Origin of the sequence: Pseudoxanthomonas sp. SL93 (assembly GCF_026625825.1) — a bacterium.
GTDB lineage: Bacteria > Pseudomonadota > Gammaproteobacteria > Xanthomonadales > Xanthomonadaceae > Pseudoxanthomonas_A.
Genome location: NZ_CP113065.1, coordinates 1,900,207 through 1,917,966, shown reverse-complemented (window position 1 = coordinate 1,917,966; position 17,760 = coordinate 1,900,207). Strand labels below are relative to the sequence as shown.

The window sequence follows — 17,760 nt, the reverse complement described above, 5'->3', positions numbered from 1 at the left end:
ACGCGCTCTTGATGCTGCGCCCATCAGGGCGTTGATCGTCGAGGACAACCGCGACATCTGCGGGAACATTGCCACGTACCTCGAAAAACTCGGCTACGTCCTGGATTTTGCCCACGACGGCGTCACCGCGATGAACCTGGCGCTGACGAATCGGTTCGACGTCATCGTCCTGGACCTCATGATCCCGAGGATGGACGGCCTCACCTTCTGCCAGAGGCTGCGGGCCGATGCCGGCATCGAAACGCCCGTGCTCATGCTGACGGCGAGGGACACGCTCGACGACAGGCTCAAAGGGTTCGACGCCGGCGCCGACGACTACCTGGTCAAGCCGTTCGCGCTGCAGGAGCTGCATGCGCGCATCCGGGCCCTTTACAAGCGGAGCCACCGGAATGCCGACACCCTGCTGACCGTCGGCGACCTGACATTGAACCGGTCCACCCTGCAGGTGCATCGGGCGGGGCGACGGGTCGAGATCAATCCTGCCGGCATGAAGCTGCTCCGACGATTGATGGAGGAGTCGCCGTCCGTCGTGGATCGCGACGAGCTGGAAACGCTGCTGTGGGCCGACGAGCGGCCCGATGGCGATGCGCTTCGCTCGCACATGTACAAGCTGCGCCAGGCGATCGACAGGTCGTTCGACCGGCCGTTGATCCATACGGTGCATCGGATCGGATATCGCATCGCCGAGGATTCCCCGTAATGCGGCGACAAAGTCTGCGCAAACGTGTCGAGTATGCGTTCGCGCTGTGTGTCGTCGGGCTCAGCGTGGCCTGGGGGCTCGCGTTCTACGCGGCCATCCGGTTCAGTGAGGACCGGGTGCTGGTCAATCAGCTGCAACGCGCCGCCGAGAACTATCCCGATCTCACGATGAGTCTTCGGGGCTACGACGATGCCGGCAGCTTGCCGGAACCCCTGCGGAAATGGGCGCAGTCAGGCCCCGGCGAGGGAGTGTACGAGTTCGTCGCCGAAGAACTGCATGTCGCGGTCGTCCCCGCCGACACTGCATCGGGGCGCGCATTCGTGGTGTTCGATGTCGCCGGGATCGAGGCGGCATCCTCCGAGGACTGGTGGTGGCTGCTCCTCATCACCGGTGTCGTCGGCGTGCTCGGCACGCTGGGTTTCGGGCTGGGCGTCCTGGTGATGCGCAGAGCGGTCGCCCCGGTGGTGGAGCTCGCCGACGTGGTCGCGGGCATCGACCTGGAGCATCTGTCGGCCGGAGACCACAAGCTCATCGAGTCCAGCCGGTTCGGAACGGACGAGGTCGGCGTCCTCGCCGGTGCCATCGCGAAGACGCTCGAGCGCATCAGCGCGTTCGTCGTGCGCGAGCGGGACTTCACCGGTTCCGCCAGCCACGAGCTGCGGACACCCGTCACCGTGATCACGGGCGCGATCGAGCTGCTGGAGCAGAGCGATCTGTCGGCCGAGGACGTGAAGGCGGTGGATCGGATCCGGCGGGCGACGCTCGAGATGAAATCCACGATCGAGATGTTCCTGTGCATCGCACGCGAAGCCGACGACGGGCTGTATGGCGAACAGTTCCCGGTCGCGCCCTTGGTGAGCCGGGCCATCGACCAGCAGCGCTACCTGCTGAACGGCAAGCGCGTCGACGTCGACGTCGAACGTCTTGCAGCGCCGGTGGTTCGCGGGCATCCGCAGGCGTTCCTCATCGCCGTCACCAACCTGGTTCGAAACGCGTTCGAGCAGACGCCCGGCGGGCAGGGGCCGATCACGGTGCTCCTCAAGGAGCACGAACTTCTGGTCACCAACCGGTTGGGCGGCAACGAGGTTGGCCGGCTTACGCCGGCCGACGCCTCTTCCAACGGCCATGGCCTGGGGCTGGGCATCGTCCAGCGCCTGTGTGAACGCAACGGCTGGCAATTCTCGCTGCAGGTGGACGAGGCGCACGTAACCGCCTGTCTTTCCTGGTGAGCACGACGGCTCCTTCGCAGAGCAGGTGCGTCGCAATCAACATCCCGCGCTTGTCGTCGCGCATTGCATGTCAAACGAGGCCGATCGCCTCGGTAAGCCGCGGTTCCTCGGACACCTGCCGGTCTCCCATGCGGCGTGGCGAGCAGGCAGCATGGCATCGGCCAGACGTGACCCGGCGCACGCAGGGCAGTGGGGCCAACGGCCGTCGGTGTGCGGACACAGCCGGTCGAGGACGCGCCTTCGGGTGCCTCGCCGACGCATACCCGGTTTCCGATCATCGATGGCGGAAATGGCTCAGGCGGCGTGTGCGTTCCGTGGATGATTTGCGCAATGTCGTTCGGATTTCGTTTGCTGCGCGTGATGGTCGTCGCACTGTCGCGTGAGGCGTGCTGAGATCTTCCGCAGGGTCTGGACGATGCCGGCTGCAGGCGGAGAGCGCGCTGGCGCGCGTTGCACTCCGGAAGCGTGGATCAGATGCTGCGCGTTTCCGCGGAGATGACGTAACGAGGCCGCAAATTCCGCTGTTTGCGGCATCTTCACGCGGTATCCACGTAGTCCAACGTCAGCTGAAGGCGGCTCATGACTCCGGCGAAAAGACGGCTATATTCCAATACCCCAGACGAAGGAGGTATTGGAATGCTTATGACCAAACAACATGTGGCTGTGGCTCGTTCGCTCACCGTGGCGCTCGTCGCCAGCCTGAGCCTTGCCGCCTGCGCTACCTATGACGACGAGTTCGCGGGCATCAACTCGCGCCTTGATCAACTCGACACCAAGGTGCAGGGCGCGGCGCAGAGCGCGGAATCCGCCAACCAGTCCGCACAGCAGGCCAACCAGCGGCTTGATCAGATCGAAAGCCGCGTCCAGAGGCTCGAAGCGGCGCCGCGCCGCACGCCGCGCGGCTGATCGCTCTCGCGTCATTCACGACGCGCGGTCTGAAGCGTGATCCGGTGGCCGTTGACGGCCACCGGTCTTTTCTCTTCACCCATCCCAGTTCCAAGGAATCGTCCCATCCGTACGTGCATACGCCCCGCTATCCGGGCCCTTATCGTTGCGCTGGCGTTCGCGGGCGTCGGCATGGCCAGCGCGAAGGATGCCGCGCAAGCGGTCGCCACGGTCGACCAGCTTCCGCGCGGCCAGGATGTGGCCGACACGGTGATCGAACTGGCGGGCTGGGTGGTCGCCACCCAGGACAGCCAGGGTTATCCGTTCGCGGTGATAGACAAGGCCGCTGCACAGATCCTGGTGTTCGGCGGCGACGGCCGGCTGCGCGGCGCGGCGCCCGGGCTCTTCGGCTCGGCCGTCGGTGATCACACCGCACCGGGCATCGCCGGCCTCGCGCTTCGCGAGATTCCCGGCCGTGATCGCACGACGCCGGCGGGTCGCTTCGTGGGCGGTTTCGGTCCGTCGATCGACGCCGGGCGCGTGCTGTGGGTGGACTACGAGTCCGCCGTTTCCATCCACCCCACCGCGACGGGCGTCCCCGCCGAAAAACGCGCCGAGCGCCTTGCGTCGCCGACGCCGGATGACAACCGCATCACCCATGGTTGCATCAACGTCTCGCCCGAGTTCTACGAGCAGGTCATCCGTCCCGTCTTCGAGAAGGGTGGCGTGTTCTACATCATGCCCGATGCGGCGCCGATGGCCGAAACGTTCCCGGAGTTCGCGCAAAGTCGCGAGACGACGCAACGCAAAGAAGGAAGACGCGCACGGCGCGCCGCCGAGTAAAGCGTGTCGCAATTTCGCCTTGCGTAGGCGAGACAGCACAGCGTGCTGGGGATCTTCCCCATGGGCTCATTGGTGCGGCTGGCGTCCGACCACCTCGCGGTGGTCATCGAGGCCGGCGAGCATCCCTTGGCGCCGCCCAGGGTGAGGGTGTTCCATTCGGTCAAATCCAATGCCCACGTCTTCCGGCGGGACATCGACCTTGCCTTGGTCAAGGACCGCATCGTCGGCCTTGAGTCGCCGAGGAAATGGGGATTCAGGGATCTTGAACAGGTCTGGATGGCATAGCGCCCCGCTTCGCGCCGCTGGAATGTGTGCAGCTGTCCAACTTCCGCCTCCCGCCGCTGGCAGAAATCGGTTGATGTGCCGAGGTGTCAGCGGCACACGAGCGCCACGGCATCATTTCCGGAAGGAACGTGCGCGCCATCGATCCAGCGTGTCCATTGCCCAGCCGGCACTCAACCCATGGAGAAGAATCGACAGGGTGACGATCAGTGCCACGATGCTCCACAGGGTACGTTCCGTTTGGAAAGAGGCTTCGTTCAGGGCAAACGCCAGGTAGTACAGCGAGCCCACTCCTCGAACCCCGAAGACCGCGATGCCCCATCGCTCCCGTCGTGGAAGCCGGGTGCCCAGCAGCGCTGCCCAGCCGGCAAGCGGACGCACGAGCAATACGAAGACGGCTCCAAACACCACCTCGCGCCATCCGATGTCTGCAAGAAGCCCCGATACAAGCGCGCCACCCAGCAGCAGCAGGATCAATGCCGTCAGCAGCCGCTCGCATTGCTGGGCGAACAGTTCGAGCGTGCCGTGATATTCATGGCTGCGTTCTTGCTGGCGGATGACGAGTGCTGCGACGAAGACCGCGAGAAAACCATAGGTGTGACACAACTCTGCGACTCCGTAAACCAGCAACGTCACGGCCAGGGCCACCAGTCCATCGTTGCCGGCTGACAAGGTGGAAGCTCGCTGGCTTCGGAAGATCAGGTACATCAAGCCGTAGCCCAGTACGGCACCTATGCAGACGCCTCCGACTATGCGCCACACGACATCGACAGCCAGCCATCCAAGCCAGTTCACGGGGGCGCCCGCGTCACCGAGGGCAAGGATGATCGCCAGCCAGACAAAGGGGAACGCGAGTCCATCGTTGAGGCCCGCTTCGGAGGTCAGCGCGAAACGAACAGCGTCCTCGCCTCCCTCTCCCGGCGGCCTAACCTGGACATCCGAGGCAAGTACCGGATCCGTGGGTGCCAACACCGCGCCAAGCAGAAGCGCGGTCGCGGTGCCGTAACCCAGCCAGGCACTGCCCAGCCACCAGCCCGCCAGGATCGTGAGTGGCATGGCGATAATGAGCAATCGCCATGTCAGCGCCCAGCGCCGCCAGCCAAACCGCGTGTCGATGCGAAGCCCCACGCCAGTCAGCGCCACCAGCACCGCCAGTTCGGTCAAGCGCTCGGTCGCTTCGGGAAATCGAAATGGATCGGCTGCCGGAAGGGGCAGGGGAAGCAGGTAAACCGCCGCACCCGCCGCGACGACAAGGATGGGAGGCGTCAGCGGATGCCGTCTCAACAGGTCCGGTAGCCACGCAGCACCAAGCAGTGCGATGCCTACCAACGCAAGCGCGATCTTGTACTGATCCATGGAAGTGCCCGGTCCGATCGCCACAATGCGTAGCGTAGGCGATACGGCAGTAGCACCATGTCAACACAGGGGCGGCATGGATTCTGACGCTTCTGTTTCGGAGCACTCTTGAACGCAAGAAACAAGGCAAGCGCTTTGAAGAGAGCTTGCCTGCTGGGTCGTAGGACCTCACAAGTCGGTCCCCCACGCGTTATTCGAGTCTTTCTTCCCATCTCGGGATACGAGAAAGCGGGTTGATCGCTTGATTGAGGTCAGTGTGCGGCCGACGATCCCTCTGGCATCAGAGCCCGTGGCTCCTCTTGATGATCTCGGCCGCCCGCTCTCCGATGACGACACAGGGGGCCATCGTGTTGCCACTCGGGACGTCGGGCATGATGGAGGCGTCGGCGATCCGCAGCCTTTCGATGCCATACACCTGCAGGTTTCCGTTTACTACGGACATGGCGTCGCGCCCCATCTTCGCTGTGCAGGCCTGGTGCCAGTACGTCACCGCCGCGTCGCGGATATAGGTTTCCATCTCGGACGCGGTCAGGCTTCCCGGCATCGCCTCCCGCTTGAGCAGCCTGCTGAAAGGCGAGGCGTGCGCCAGATCGCGGGCAAGCTGGATCGTCTTCGCGGCGTCGCGCAGGTCATCCGGATGCGACAGCGTGTTGGCCTCGATGCGGCAGGGATCGTGGGCGTCGGCACCGGTCAGGTGCACCGAGCCCCGGCTCTTCGGGTGGGACAGCCCGGCGAACGTCATCCAGCCATGCTCCGGCACGCCGCGATGCGCCGTCTCGGGCGTGGGAACCGGAAACTCCAGCTGGCAGTGGAAGACATCGGGTGCGTCCAGGGCAGGGTCCGTTTTCCAGTAGAGCGTGGCTTCGGAACCGCCACTCCCGACATCGACCGGTCCGTTCGCTTCGAAGAGGCAACCGAAGGAGACGTGGTCCTGATGGTTGCGCCCGACGCCTGGCAGGTGCTCGACCATCGCGATGCCATGCGGGGCCAATTCGTCTTCCGGACCGATGCCAGATTGCATCAGGACCTTCGGGGTATTGATGGCGCCCATGGAGAGGATCACTTCGCGGTCGGCCATTAGGTGCCTGGCGGTCGCATCCTGGATGACTTCGACGCCGACAACGGTGGCGCCACTGAAAAGCAGTCTGCTGACCTGCGCGCGGGTCAGGACGGTGAGGTTGGGCTGGCCCAGTTTCGGAAAGATGTAGGAACGGAAGATCGACGAGCGACGGCCTGCCTTCACGATCAGATCGTTGAGCGCAACGCCACCGCGCCCTTCCATCATGGCGCCGTTGGGGCTGTCGAAGGTGGGGATGCCCAGCGCCCTGGCCGCCTCGATCATGGCGAGCGCCACCGGCTGCGGGTGATACGGCGTCTCCACGTGCACGGGACCGTCGATGCCGCGTCGGCGGGCATCCGGCGCACCGCGCCAGTCTTCGATCCGACGGTAGATCTCCAGCACCGACGCGTAGCTCCAGCCGTCGTCGCCGGCTTCGCGGGCGAAATGATCCCAGTCGCTCCGGTGACCGCGTGCCCACACCATGACGTTGATGCTGGAACTGCCCCCCAGCACCTTGCCCATGTTGAGCGGTATCGCGCGGCCGTTGAGATGCGGATTCGGCTCGGCCACGAAGGCCCAGTCCCGATCCGACCCCAGGTTGAGGGGCCACTGCGCCGGCTCCAGCACCTCGGGCATCTCATCGGATCCGCCGGCTTCGATCAGGAGTACGCGAACGCCGGGATTCTCGGCCAGGCGGCCGGCCAGCGCGCATCCTGCAGGGCCGGCACCGCAGACGATGAAGTCGTAGCGATCCCGATGTCGGGGATCATTGCCGTGCGAAGGAGGGAGGAAAGAAATCGTCATGGCGGGGGAACTCCGGGGCGAAGGAAGAGCGTCAGGCAGCCGCGCGCGGCCACCCATCGAGGGGAGGGTGCGTATAGGGAGAGGAAGGCCGGACGCGACCGGGGTGTCGGCGTCCGGCTCACGGTGGCGCTGCGTTACCGGGTCGAGCGACCCGCTTCGTGGGCCGCCTGGTCGATCGTGTCGGCGACCACCTTGGGCTGCGTCATGAAGACCGCGTGGCTGGCGGACACCCTGGTGATGCGCGCGTTGATGCGCTCGGCCATGTGGATGAGCATGGCCTGGTCGAAAGCCTTGTCTTCGGTGGCGATGACGGCCCAGCTGGGCTTCGTGCGCCAGGCAGCCTGCGTCAGCTTCGTGCCGAACACCGACATGTTGATGGGTACCTGCGAATCGCGCAGGAACGCCGCATCGGCGTCGCGGGCGTCGTGGGCGAAGCCCGCCTTGAATTTCGCCGCGCTGATGAACCCGTAGCCATCGCTGCCCGTCTCGATGACGAACTCGGGGGTGGGTGCGAAGCCTTCGTACTGCTGCGCCGTGGTTTCGCCCGCGTCGGGTGCGAGCGCCGACACGTAGACCAGGCCGGCCACCTTGTCATGCACGCCGGCTTCGGTGATGACGGTGCCGCCCCACGAGTGCCCGACCAGGATGGCTGGACCGTCCTGGCGGTCGAGCACGCGCTGCGTCGCCTTCACGTCATCGGCAAGCGAGGTCAGCGGGTTCTGCACGATCGAGACGCGATAGCCGCGCGCGGTGAGGTCGTCGTACACCGGGCGCCAGCCGGCGCCGTCTGCGAAGGCGCCGTGCACCAGCACGACGTTCTTCACCTGTGCACGCGGATGGCCGGGGGTGGCATCGTCGGCCTGGGCGGAAGGAGAAATGCCCGCCGCCAGTGCGGCCGCGAGCAGGGCAGGGATCAGCTTGAACATGGTCTTGTCCTCGGGCGGGGGTGGTGTGCGGCGTGTTGGCCGGCAGGGCTACTTTGCCGCGCACGACGGGACTATCGGTTGCTTGACGTCCTGAAAACTTGATCGATCGTGCTGTTGATTCACCGCACCGACCGATGGGCGTGATCACGCGGTAGGCACGGTTCCACCGTCGATCGTGTGTTCCGATCCCGAGATGGAGGCGGCCCGGGGCGAGACCAGGAACGCGATGAGGTCGGCCACCTCCGACGGCTTGGCCGGACGGCCCAGCGGAATGCCCCCCAATCCCTGCATGACCAGCTGCCTGGCACCTTCTTCGTCCGTGCCGGCATTGGCCGCGATCCTGCCGAGGAAGTCGATGGAGGCTTCGGTCTCGACCCAGCCCGGCGAGACACGGACCACGCGCACGCCCTGCGGCGTGACTTCCTTCGACAACGCCTTGCTGTACGTCGACAACGCGGCCTTCGCGGCGGCATAGGCAATCGTCGAGTCATGCAACGGCAGCAGGCGCTGGATCGACGTCACGTGCAGGATGACGCCGGACCCCTGCGCGATCATCGCAGGCAACAAGGCGCGATCCATCCGCACCGCCGACATCAGGTTCAGATCGAGCGCCTTGGCCCACTCGTCATCATCCAGCCGGGCAAAGCCACCCGCGGGTGCCGATGATCCCCCCACGACGTTGATCAGAACGTCGATTCCACCGAGCTGTTGCCGGGCCGCCTCCACCACCTCGCGCACCCCTTCCGCCGTGGCGAGGTTGGCCGCCACATAGTGGACATCCGCGACAGGGTTCTTCGGGTTCGAGAGTGCGGTCGCTACGATGCGTGCACCAAGCCCGGCCAACCGTTCGACCACGGCGCCGCCGACGCCGCGCGTGCCGCCGGTGACCAGGACGCGCTTGCCCGCCAGTTGGAGGTCGAAGCTCATGGCGCGATCTCCAGCGAGGCGATCTTGCCGCGCTCCAGGGTGAAGCGATAACGCAGGTCCAGCGGGCTGCCGGGGAAGTTGCCCGACACCTGGCCGGTCACGAGGTAGCTGCGCCCCTGCGTCTCCAGCGTGTGGGGTTTGACGGTGTACGTGTACTGGGACGTCGAGGCGATCTTCCAGGCTTCGATCGCGGCGAGGCCGGAATGGGTGTGGCCCTCGTCCAGGACCATGCCGTCCCTGGTGAAGCAGCGGGCGACGGCCTGGGCATCCTGGCGATCGGCTTCGAAGTAGGCTGCGATGGGCTCGGGCAGGTTCAACGCTTTCATGGCAATGCTCCGTTGGGTGTGCGGAGCTAGCGTGAGGCGTCTACAGAGGTAAGAGAATCCCCTATTATCTGATCAGGCTATGTAGGAATCAGGACACAATGCGCGGCTCCGAGTTTGCCGAACTCAAGGCCTTCGTGGCCGTCGTCGACCGGGCCAGCTTCGCCCGTGCCGCCGATCACCTGGGGCTGTCGCGCTCCGCGCTCAGCCAGACCATCCGCCAGTTGGAATCGCGGCTGGGCGTCCGGCTGCTGAACCGCACCACCCGCAGCGTGTCGCCGACCGAACCGGGCCGCCGGCTGCATGAACGCATGGCGCCGATGCTGCGCGACATGGATGAGGCGGTGGCGCAGGCGGTGGGCACGAGTGCACGCGCGGCGGGAACGCTGCGCATCAACACGCTGAGCATGGCAGCCAAGCGCGTGCTCGCGCCGCGGTTGGGACGTTTCGCGAAGGCGAACCCCGACGTCGTGCTCGACATCGTGATCGATGACGCGCTGAGCGACATCGCCGGCGAAGGCTTCGATGCCGGTATCCGCGTCGGCGGCCGGCTGCAGAAGGACATGGTGGCGGTACGACTGACGCCCGACATCGAACTGCACGCCGTGGCATCGCCCGATTACCTCGCCCGGCATGGCGAACCCAAGACGCCTGCCGACCTGAGCCGTCATGCCTGCATCAACTGGCGCTTCCCCGGCAGCGGCAAGATCGCAGGCTGGCCGTTCACGAAGAAAGGAAAAGCGGTCGAGTTCTTCGGTGAGGGAAGCGTGATCTCGAACCATCAGGACATCATCGTGCCCGCCGCGCTGCAAGGCCTCGGCATCCTGTATGCCTACAACGACGACGACATCGCCGACGCATTGCGGGACGGGCGCCTGAAGCGCGTACTGGCAGACTGGTCACCGACGGTCCCCGGCCTCTACCTCTATTACTCGAGCCGTCGATACATGCTGCCCGCGCTTCGCGCCTTCATCGATTGCCTGCTTGATCGCGATATCGGCAGCGAGTTCAACCCGGGGCCGGAAACGGCGCCTTGATCGATCCGATGGGGTCAGGGGTTCTCCGGCTTCTTTCTTCCAGCCGGAGCGGGCATCGCTTTCAGCCTTCCCCACGCGATGACAGCCAACTCGCATCCCTCTCGTTGCGCTCAGGTCAAGCGCGTCGTGCCTGCAGCGCTCTCCCCGGCATGGGCGCCGCCCAGTGACGCGGCCACGCTATCGACAAGCGCAGTCAATCGCCGACTCGGCGCGCCGCCCGGATACACGGCGTAGAGATCTACAGGACCAAAAAGGAAATCGTCCAGAACAGTCTCCAGGCGCCTGGCGTTGAGGTCATCGGCAATGTCCCAGCTGCACTTGAGGACCACGCCGTGCCCTTCCATCGCCCAGGTACGAATGATGTCCCCATCGCTCGCCATGCGGTCACCCCCGACCTTGATGTTGAAGAGCTTGTCAGCCTCCCGGAACGGCCAGAGCGACAGGGGCGCACCTGGCCGATCCAACACGATGCAGTTGTGGGCTTCCAGATCCCTGGGGTGAGCGGGGCGCCCGGCGCGGTCCCAATAGGCCGGTGATGCACAGACGTGGCGATAGCCCCTGACCAGGAGCCTTGCGCGCAGGCTCGAGTCCGGCAGCGGGCCACTCCGGAAAGCCAGATCAATCTTCTTGTCGATCAGGTTGACCGCTTCATCGCTCAACAGCAGCGTGACCTGCACCCCCGGATGCTTGGCCTGGAATGCATCCAGGAGAGGCCGGATCGTGCTCCTTCCGAAATCGTTGGTGGCGGTTACCCGCAACGGTCCGGAGAGTGGCCCGTCCTCACGCAGCCCGGTTATCGAGCTATCCCAATCCGCCACGATCCGGCGGGCATTCTCGAGGAACAGGGCGCCCTCGTGTGTCAGGGTGAGTCTGCGGGTCGACCTGGCCAACAGCTGCCCGCCGAGCATCTCCTCAAGCTGGCTGACGGCCAGGGCGACCGTCGACGTCGCAATGGCGCGTCGCCTTGCGACACCCGAGAAGCTCCCCGTGTCGACGACATCGATGAAAATCCTGAGCGCATCGATTCTGTCCACGTCGTGCAACCCCCAAGGGTGAATGGCGAGCTTTTCCATGATCCGGGCGCGGCGACCACGGCGCCAGCGTCGGCGGGCAGGACAATTCGAACACAGTGACCTTTCGGGGAAGTCGGAAGGTCTTTCCGGCTCAGACCTGATGGTTGCGGCGCAGCGACACGTCAGTATCCATCAAGGATGGCGGTATCCAGCCGCTTCTGGCAATAGCGGCAGCAGGGCCATCGGACGACTTCCAGGCCTGATGCAGGGCCGCGCACCAAAGCAGGCACGCCGGCATGCGTATCGGGCGCGTGGGCGGAGCTTGAGTCCACCTTGAATTCCCGACACGAGGTCACCCGTGCCCCACGTCATCGTCAAGCTCTATCCCGGCCGGCCGGACCGCGAGAAGAAGGCCATGGCCGACAACATCGCCCAGCTGTTGAGCGACACGATGTCCTATCGACTGGAAAACATCTCGGTCGCAGTGCATGAGGTGCCGCCAGACCGGTGGATGGAGGATGTCTACGAGCCCGAGATGAATCAACGTCAAGCCGATCTGTTCCGCTGGCCGGGTTACGGCTCGCTGGCGAAACATCAGGATTGAGCACGCGACGTCCTCGCTGCCATTCGAGCGGAGAGGCAAGTCCACGGAAGGCGCTGCATGCCGGTAGCGCCCGGCCTTTCCATCTTCATTGATCCGCCGCCACGGGAAGTCGCCCGATCTTCCGTGCCAGGACCGTGCCGGCATGTAGCTCACGTCTGCCGGCCTGTCAGCCCAGTGTCCGGACCGTCCCGCTGCATCTGGCGAACAACTTTTCGGCAGCACGCTCCTGATGATGAGAAGGGAAGCGACCGGCACGTTGCCCGTCAGGTTCGCTGTCATCGCGACGGACTGTTCCATCGCCACATCCCCGCGTCTTATGGGATCCCGCCCCTCGGCGGCGCCACCAGCAGGGGTTGAAAACGCGGGCGCACCCGTTCGCGCAGAGCCCTCCGCGGCGTTGCCGGTCGATCTTTCGAACTGCATGAAAGGTCTTGCCGCGCACGACCGGCTTATCGCCCGCGCGATATGCGCAAAGCTTCACGCCGATCAGGAGCAGACAACCATGCACATCAATCTGGAAGGAAAGAAGGTTCTGATAACCGGATCCACGGCGGGTATCGGGTTTGCCACTGCGCAGGGATTCCTGCGGGCAGGGGCCAGCGTCGTGGTCAACGGCCGCAGCAATACCGGTGTGGATGGCGCGTTGGCGCGCCTGCGATCGGAGTCGCCGCTGGTGGAAGGATTCGCAGGCGATCTGCGGAGCGCTGACGAGTGCACGCGGCTGGCGGCCGCTCATCCAGACATCGATGTCCTGGTCAACAACCTCGGCGTCTTCGGCCCCCAGGACTACTTCGACACTCCCGATGCCGAGTGGCAGCGCTTCTTCGACATCAATGTCATGTCGGGCGTACGGCTTTCCCGGGCGTACGCCCCCGCGATGGTGCGCAAGGGCTGGGGTCGCATCGTCTTCGTGTCATCGGAGTCGGCGCTCAACGTCCCCGCCGACATGATCCACTACGGGTTCACCAAGACAGCCCAGCTGGCCCTGTCGCGAGGGTTGGCCAAGCGGCTCGCCGGCAGCGGTGTCACCGTCAATGCGGTTCTGCCTGGGCCCACGCTGTCAGACGGTGTCGCCGCCATGCTCCAGGCGGAGAGTCACCCTTCAGGCCATGCGCTCGAGCAATTGGCGGCTGACTTCGTGCTTGCACACCGGGGGACGTCGATCATCCGGAGAGCTGCCACCGTCGATGAAGTGGCCAACATGATCCTGTACATCAGTTCCCATCAGGCCTCTGCCACCACCGGCGCCGCACTTCGTGTCGACGGCGGTGTGGTGGACAGCATCGTCTAGGTGCGCCTCCTGCAGGCGTCGCCTGGATCCTCCCCCACCCGCAGCACGCGTATTCCATCAAGGACCCCATGAACGACATCCTCATACAGGCCATCCAGGCCCGCCACACCATCAATCTGTTCGACCCATCCCATACGCTTAGCGACGATGACATCACGTCGCTGGTGAAGTTGGCCACCACGGCGCCGAGCTCCTTCAACCTGCAGAACTGGCGATTCATCGCAGTGCGGAATCCGGAATCAAAGGCAAGGCTGCGACGCATCGCGTGGGACCAAGCCAAGATCACGGAGGCGGCGGTCACCTTCATTGTCTGCGGGCAGCTGGCGGACTATCGGACGCTGGCGGAGCGACTGCAGCCCGTGGTGGACGCAGGCATCATGCCGCCCACGATGGTTCCCGGCTGGGTGGGTGCGGCCAAGTCGCTCTACGACGGCAAGCCCCGGCAGCAGCGCGATGAAGCAGTGAGAACGGCGACGTTCGGTGCATCGACGCTTATCCAGGCGGCGCACGCGTTCGGCCTGGGCGCAGGGCCGATGATCGGTTTCGATGCGGATGCCGTGTCCCAGGAGTTCGGGCTGCGTCCGGACGAGGTACCGGTGATGCTTCTGGCCGTCGGCAAGGCCCTGCCGGACAACTGGCCCCAGAAACCACGCCGGCCGATCAATGACGTGCTCACCCTGGCATGAAACGTCGTCACAGGATGTCCAACCACCCAGATCCCGAGGAAGCACGATGAAGTCGGTACCGGTCTTTCATGTTCCATTGATTCGAGTCGCCCTCCTGGGGCTTGCCCTTGGCACGGCGGGTACGGCAACGGCAACCCCTCCGCCGGGCTATGCGAAAGAAAGTCGCGAGATCGTCACCAAGGACAACGCCGTCGTCATTCTGGTCGACCACCAGCCACAGACCCTTTTCGGCATCGCTTCCCACGACCGCCAGACGATCGTCAACAACACGGAGGCACTGGCGAAGACGGCGAAGGCCTTCAATCTTCCCGTGATCCTGACCACCGTTTCAGCGGACACGTTCACAGGCCCGATCATTCCGGAGATCCGTCGTGTCTTTCCGGACCATGAAGTGATCGACCGCAGCTCACTGAACGCGTGGGCCGATCCGAGGATCGTGGATGCCGTCAGGAAGACTGGCCGCAAGAAGCTGATCTTCGCCGGCACCTGGACCGAGCTCTGCCTTGCGCTGCCGGTGCTGTCCGCGATCGAGGCCGGATACGAGGTCTACATCGTGTCCGATGCTTCAGGGGGATCCAGCATGGAGGCGCATGATCTGGCCATACAGAGAATGGTCCAGGCCGGCGCCAGGCCGCTCACGTGGATCGGCCTTCTCTCCGAGTTGCAGTACGACTGGGCACGTACGGAAACCTATCCGGCCGTGATGGATATCGTCACCAGGCACGGCGGCGCGTGGGGTGTCGGGATCAACTACTCGCGCTCGGTCAGAGAAGCAGCAAAGGACAAGTGATCCAGCCGCCCCGGGCAAGGCCCGCGTCAGCGGGCCCTGTCGTTCCATGGGGTGAAAGACCTGCACCGCGCCGATGGTGCAGCCGATATTGAAGTCCGCATCCCAGCCACGGAAGCGGGCGGGGTTGAGGGCGCCGGTCACCACGATGGTCTTGTCCGGCATCAAGGCCAGCACGTGGCCCGTCTGCATCATGCTATCGGTGCCGTGCGTGACGCTACGCGTCGGGTCGGCTGCGCCGGGATTCAGCTGGGGAGAGGTATTCTGCCTACCGCTCCCGGCCTGTCTTCCCTCCGCCCAGGCCGCGACACGGCCCGGCTCGACTCGGGTGTTCGGCCATCGCACCCAAGTAGACCCTCATTGAAAGCAACCCCTCTCCAATGGAAAACAGACTGGCGCTTCGAAGAGAGCCAGCAGCGGCGGCACTATGTCATCGAGCCATGGCTCGATGGTCGCCGGGTAGGTCGTGCTCATGGCTGGTTCGAGCCCGGAGAGAGCTTCGTGCTGGAGAAGATCGAGATTGATTCAAGGCAGCGCTCACGTGGCTATGGGAGTACGGTGATCGAGCAGCTGCGGCAGAAGGCGCGCGACAAGGGCTGCCGTGAGCTTGTGATCAACAATGTGCGTTCGAGCAACCACAGGGCTATCTCGCTGTATGAGGCCATGGGTGCAAAAGCCGTCGAGCTGTCGGCAAGCAGCTATGCATTCGTCATCTCTCCGCCGTAGGCCTGACGCTTCGAAACAACGGTCGGAGTGGGTTTTCCCGTTGGGTTGCAAGGGTCGGAGAACACTTCCCTCTTTCGTAAAAAAACAAGGCCCGCATCAGCGGGCCTTGTTGTCAGTGAAGCATCCACGCGTCTGTCGGTATCAGACCGCCTCGAACCGGTTCGCCGCCACGTTCTTCCTGACCTTCGCCGGATCCCAGATGCGTCCGTTCATCGCGATGTAGACGCCCGTCGGCAGCGACTGCACCGCGCCGATGGCGCATCCGATGTTGAATTCCGCATCCGAGCCGCGGAAGCGGGCGGGGCTGAGGGCGCCGGTCATCACGATGGTCTTGTCCGCGATGGTGGCCAGCACTTGGCCCGTCTGCACCATGCTGTCGGTGCCGTGCGTCACCAGCACATGCTTCATCGGCTGCGCGGCGATGGTCGCGCGGATCAGTTCGCGGTCCTCGTCGGTGATGTGCAGCGAATCCTTGCGCAGGATCGGGATGACCGTGAAGCGGAACGTCACGCCCAGCTCGCGCAGGATCATGCCGATCTGCGGGTCGCCGATCTGGTAGTCCGACTTGTCGTCGAAGTAGATCTTGTCGATCGTGCCACCGGTGGTGACGATCAGCAGCTCTTCCATCTCAATGCTCCTGCCGGCGCTCATGGCGCGCCTGGCGTTGTGTCCGGGGGTGTCAGGTGGTAGGGCTCGCCGTAGTGCTCGCAGATCCGTTCCAGCGCAGGCGACGGCGGTGCCACCACCTGCCGATTATCGCCGTTCGGCCGCAGGAACGTGCACTGCACCGAGGTGACGTTGCCGGCCTCGTCGCCGCCGGCGTCCACCTGCGCCAGCAGGTCCATGTTGTCGTAGGTCAGCGGCGGGGTGGCGGTGTCGAGCTTCCAGCCATGGAACTCCCACGCGCAACAGCTGGAGCGACCGGCTTCCACCAGCCAGCCGTCCAGCACCTGCAGCTCGGCGTAGCCGCCACTGAAGAAATGGATGAACTTCCGCGTGCGCGGATCGATGCGGTACACATCGCCTTCGCAGTTGGGGCCGGCGCCGCACATGCCGCGCACTTCCACCTCGTGCATGCCGTCGCCGTCGATGTCCACCAGCGCGGCATGGCCCATCGGAGTCTCGGCCACCTCCTGTCCGACTTCCAGGCGATCGCACCGGCGAGCATCCGCGCAGGCGAACTCGACCACATACCTGCGCGTGTCCGCTGAAGGGCACTCGGTGCGCAACGCCAGCGTGCTGCCGTCGCGGTTTGCCATGCGCGCGCCGGCGTCGGCCTGGCACACGTCGTCCTGCGCCAGCGCCAGGCCCGGGAGGGCGAGCAACGCCAGCGCGGCCGCAAAGCGATGCATCACGCCTGCTTCCGGAACCGCTTGCGGAACGCCGGCCAGCTGGTCGCCAGCACGATGCCCACCGACAGCACGATGCCGCCCCACGCGTATCCCGCCTCCGGCGGGCGCGAATACGCCACCATCACCGCATGCGCGAACCAGAACAGCGCGAACACGCCCGCCCAGAACGCCGCGCTCGGCCGCCGCGCCATCACGCCGATCATCAGCAACAGCGGCGGCAGGCAGAACACGAGCAGCACGGCGACGTAATGGCGGTCACCGTAGAACCAGACCGCGTACAGCACGGCCAGCAGCTGCAGCAGGGCGGCCAGCACCAGGCGCGAGCGGTCCATCACGGCTGCCCCAGCCGGCGGGCGATGTCGGCCACGCGCCGGCCCAGCGCACGTGCCAGCGCGGCTTCGTCCTCGCTGGGTTGCGGGTCATTCTCGCCACCGGCGACATGGCTGGCGCCGTAGGGCGTGCCGCCCGTGCGCGTGCTGCTGAGCTGCGGCTCGGTGAACGGAATGCCGACGATCACGCAGCCATGGTGCAGCAGCGGGACCTGCATCGACAGCAGGGTGGATTCCTGCCCGCCGTGCTGGGTGGCGGTGGACGTGAACACCCCGGCCGGCTTGCCGACCAGCGTGCCGCTGGCCCACTCGGCGCCCAGGCCATCGATGAAATGCTTGACCGGCGCGGCCATGTTGCCGAAGCGGGTGGGGCTGCCCAGCACCAGCCCGGCGCACTCCGCCAGGTCCTGCCGGTCCACGTAGGGCGCACCGTCTTCGGGCACCGGCGGTGCGGCCTGCTGCGTCACCGCGGCGACCGACGGCACGCTGCGCAGCCGCGCCGACATGCCTTGCACCTCGCCCACGCCGCGCGCGATCTGTCGCGCGAGCCGCGCCACGGAACCGCCGCGGCTGTAGTAAAGCACCAGGATCTCGGGCATC

General features: G+C 65.3%; 21 protein-coding genes and 1 pseudogene. 11 read left to right on the top strand and 11 right to left on the bottom strand.

Annotated features, from left to right (window positions below; all coding sequences use genetic code 11):
- Positions 1–22 precede the first annotated feature (22 nt).
- From OVA13_RS09150 to OVA13_RS09130, 5 genes are all read left to right on the top strand, one after another.
- Positions 23–700 (top strand): response regulator transcription factor, encoded by a 678-nt coding sequence (locus tag OVA13_RS09150; RefSeq protein ID WP_267793491.1) that lies wholly within the window; start codon positions 23–25, stop codon positions 698–700.
- On the top strand, positions 700–1,929 hold the full coding sequence (locus OVA13_RS09145; RefSeq protein WP_267793444.1) for a sensor histidine kinase: 1,230 nt from the start codon (positions 700–702) through the stop codon (positions 1,927–1,929). The genes OVA13_RS09150 and OVA13_RS09145 overlap by 1 nt, the downstream gene beginning before the upstream one ends.
- Before the next feature lie 636 nt (positions 1,930–2,565).
- Positions 2,566–2,835 carry a hypothetical protein gene (locus OVA13_RS09140; protein ID WP_267793443.1) on the top strand — a complete coding sequence of 90 codons (270 nt, stop codon included), beginning with the start codon at positions 2,566–2,568 and terminating at the stop codon, positions 2,833–2,835.
- Positions 2,836–3,006: 171 nt separating this feature from the next.
- The gene (locus OVA13_RS09135) at positions 3,007–3,657 is read left to right on the top strand and encodes a L,D-transpeptidase (RefSeq protein ID WP_267793442.1); all 651 of its coding nucleotides are present in this window, start codon (positions 3,007–3,009) and stop codon (positions 3,655–3,657) included.
- A 42-nt stretch (positions 3,658–3,699) separates the two neighbouring features.
- Positions 3,700–3,942, top strand: a complete 243-nt coding sequence (locus OVA13_RS09130) for a hypothetical protein (protein WP_267793441.1) — start codon at positions 3,700–3,702, stop codon at positions 3,940–3,942.
- Positions 3,943–4,053: 111 nt separating this feature from the next.
- Here OVA13_RS09130 and OVA13_RS09125 read toward each other — a convergent pair whose 3' ends face one another.
- From OVA13_RS09125 to OVA13_RS09105, 5 genes are all read right to left on the bottom strand, one after another.
- On the bottom strand, positions 4,054–5,295 hold the full coding sequence (locus OVA13_RS09125) for a cation:proton antiporter (protein WP_267793440.1): 1,242 nt from the start codon (positions 5,293–5,295) through the stop codon (positions 4,054–4,056).
- Between the two features lie 280 nt (positions 5,296–5,575).
- Positions 5,576–7,159: a GMC family oxidoreductase gene (locus tag OVA13_RS09120; protein WP_267793439.1), complete on the bottom strand. Its 1,584-nt coding sequence runs from the start codon at positions 7,157–7,159 to the stop codon at positions 5,576–5,578.
- A gap of 134 nt (positions 7,160–7,293) precedes the next feature.
- Positions 7,294–8,085 (bottom strand): alpha/beta fold hydrolase, encoded by a 792-nt coding sequence (locus tag OVA13_RS09115; RefSeq protein WP_267793438.1) that lies wholly within the window; start codon positions 8,083–8,085, stop codon positions 7,294–7,296.
- Between the two features lie 144 nt (positions 8,086–8,229).
- Positions 8,230–9,012, bottom strand: a complete 783-nt coding sequence (locus OVA13_RS09110; RefSeq protein WP_267793437.1) for an SDR family oxidoreductase — start codon at positions 9,010–9,012, stop codon at positions 8,230–8,232.
- Positions 9,009–9,338 (bottom strand): nuclear transport factor 2 family protein, encoded by a 330-nt coding sequence (locus tag OVA13_RS09105; RefSeq protein ID WP_267793436.1) that lies wholly within the window; start codon positions 9,336–9,338, stop codon positions 9,009–9,011. The genes OVA13_RS09110 and OVA13_RS09105 overlap by 4 nt, the downstream gene beginning before the upstream one ends.
- 98 nt (positions 9,339–9,436) lie before the next feature.
- On the opposite strand from OVA13_RS09105, the gene OVA13_RS09100 reads away from it, so the two are divergent.
- Positions 9,437–10,372 (top strand): LysR family transcriptional regulator, encoded by a 936-nt coding sequence (locus OVA13_RS09100; RefSeq protein WP_267793435.1) that lies wholly within the window; start codon positions 9,437–9,439, stop codon positions 10,370–10,372.
- A gap of 110 nt (positions 10,373–10,482) precedes the next feature.
- Here OVA13_RS09100 and OVA13_RS09095 read toward each other — a convergent pair whose 3' ends face one another.
- On the bottom strand, positions 10,483–11,445 hold the full coding sequence (locus OVA13_RS09095; RefSeq protein WP_267793434.1) for a LysR family transcriptional regulator: 963 nt from the start codon (positions 11,443–11,445) through the stop codon (positions 10,483–10,485).
- A 298-nt stretch (positions 11,446–11,743) separates the two neighbouring features.
- On the opposite strand from OVA13_RS09095, the gene OVA13_RS09090 reads away from it, so the two are divergent.
- The 4 genes from OVA13_RS09090 (at position 11,744) to OVA13_RS09075 (ending at position 14,756) form a co-directional block, all read left to right on the top strand.
- Positions 11,744–11,989 (top strand): tautomerase family protein, encoded by a 246-nt coding sequence (locus OVA13_RS09090; protein ID WP_267793433.1) that lies wholly within the window; start codon positions 11,744–11,746, stop codon positions 11,987–11,989.
- Between the two features lie 502 nt (positions 11,990–12,491).
- Positions 12,492–13,280: an SDR family NAD(P)-dependent oxidoreductase gene (locus tag OVA13_RS09085; RefSeq protein WP_267793490.1), complete on the top strand. Its 789-nt coding sequence runs from the start codon at positions 12,492–12,494 to the stop codon at positions 13,278–13,280.
- A 68-nt stretch (positions 13,281–13,348) separates the two neighbouring features.
- Positions 13,349–13,966 (top strand): nitroreductase family protein, encoded by a 618-nt coding sequence (locus OVA13_RS09080; RefSeq protein WP_267793432.1) that lies wholly within the window; start codon positions 13,349–13,351, stop codon positions 13,964–13,966.
- Between the two features lie 46 nt (positions 13,967–14,012).
- The gene (locus OVA13_RS09075) at positions 14,013–14,756 is read left to right on the top strand and encodes a hydrolase (RefSeq protein WP_267793431.1); all 744 of its coding nucleotides are present in this window, start codon (positions 14,013–14,015) and stop codon (positions 14,754–14,756) included.
- 60 nt (positions 14,757–14,816) lie between these two features.
- Here OVA13_RS09075 and OVA13_RS09070 read toward each other — a convergent pair.
- A pseudogene (locus OVA13_RS09070) lies at positions 14,817–14,990 on the bottom strand (asparaginase domain-containing protein); the annotation flags it as partial.
- Positions 14,991–15,113: 123 nt separating this feature from the next.
- Here OVA13_RS09070 and OVA13_RS09065 point away from each other — a divergent pair.
- Positions 15,114–15,479 (top strand): GNAT family N-acetyltransferase, encoded by a 366-nt coding sequence (locus OVA13_RS09065; RefSeq protein ID WP_267793430.1) that lies wholly within the window; start codon positions 15,114–15,116, stop codon positions 15,477–15,479.
- A 141-nt stretch (positions 15,480–15,620) separates the two neighbouring features.
- On the opposite strand, the gene OVA13_RS09060 is transcribed toward OVA13_RS09065, so the two are convergent.
- The 4 genes from OVA13_RS09060 to wrbA are packed head-to-tail and all read right to left on the bottom strand — an operon-like array spanning position 15,621 to position 17,759.
- Positions 15,621–16,106 (bottom strand): asparaginase domain-containing protein, encoded by a 486-nt coding sequence (locus OVA13_RS09060; protein ID WP_267793429.1) that lies wholly within the window; start codon positions 16,104–16,106, stop codon positions 15,621–15,623.
- A gap of 20 nt (positions 16,107–16,126) precedes the next feature.
- Positions 16,127–16,834 carry a hypothetical protein gene (locus tag OVA13_RS09055; protein WP_267793428.1) on the bottom strand — a complete coding sequence of 236 codons (708 nt, stop codon included), beginning with the start codon at positions 16,832–16,834 and terminating at the stop codon, positions 16,127–16,129.
- Positions 16,831–17,163 carry a DUF2069 domain-containing protein gene (locus OVA13_RS09050; RefSeq protein ID WP_267793427.1) on the bottom strand — a complete coding sequence of 111 codons (333 nt, stop codon included), beginning with the start codon at positions 17,161–17,163 and terminating at the stop codon, positions 16,831–16,833. Before OVA13_RS09050 ends, OVA13_RS09055 begins: the two co-directional genes overlap by 4 nt.
- Positions 17,163–17,759 carry an NAD(P)H:quinone oxidoreductase gene (wrbA, locus tag OVA13_RS09045; protein ID WP_267793426.1) on the bottom strand — a complete coding sequence of 199 codons (597 nt, stop codon included), beginning with the start codon at positions 17,757–17,759 and terminating at the stop codon, positions 17,163–17,165. Before wrbA ends, OVA13_RS09050 begins: the two co-directional genes overlap by 1 nt.
- Position 17,760 lies beyond the last annotated feature (1 nt).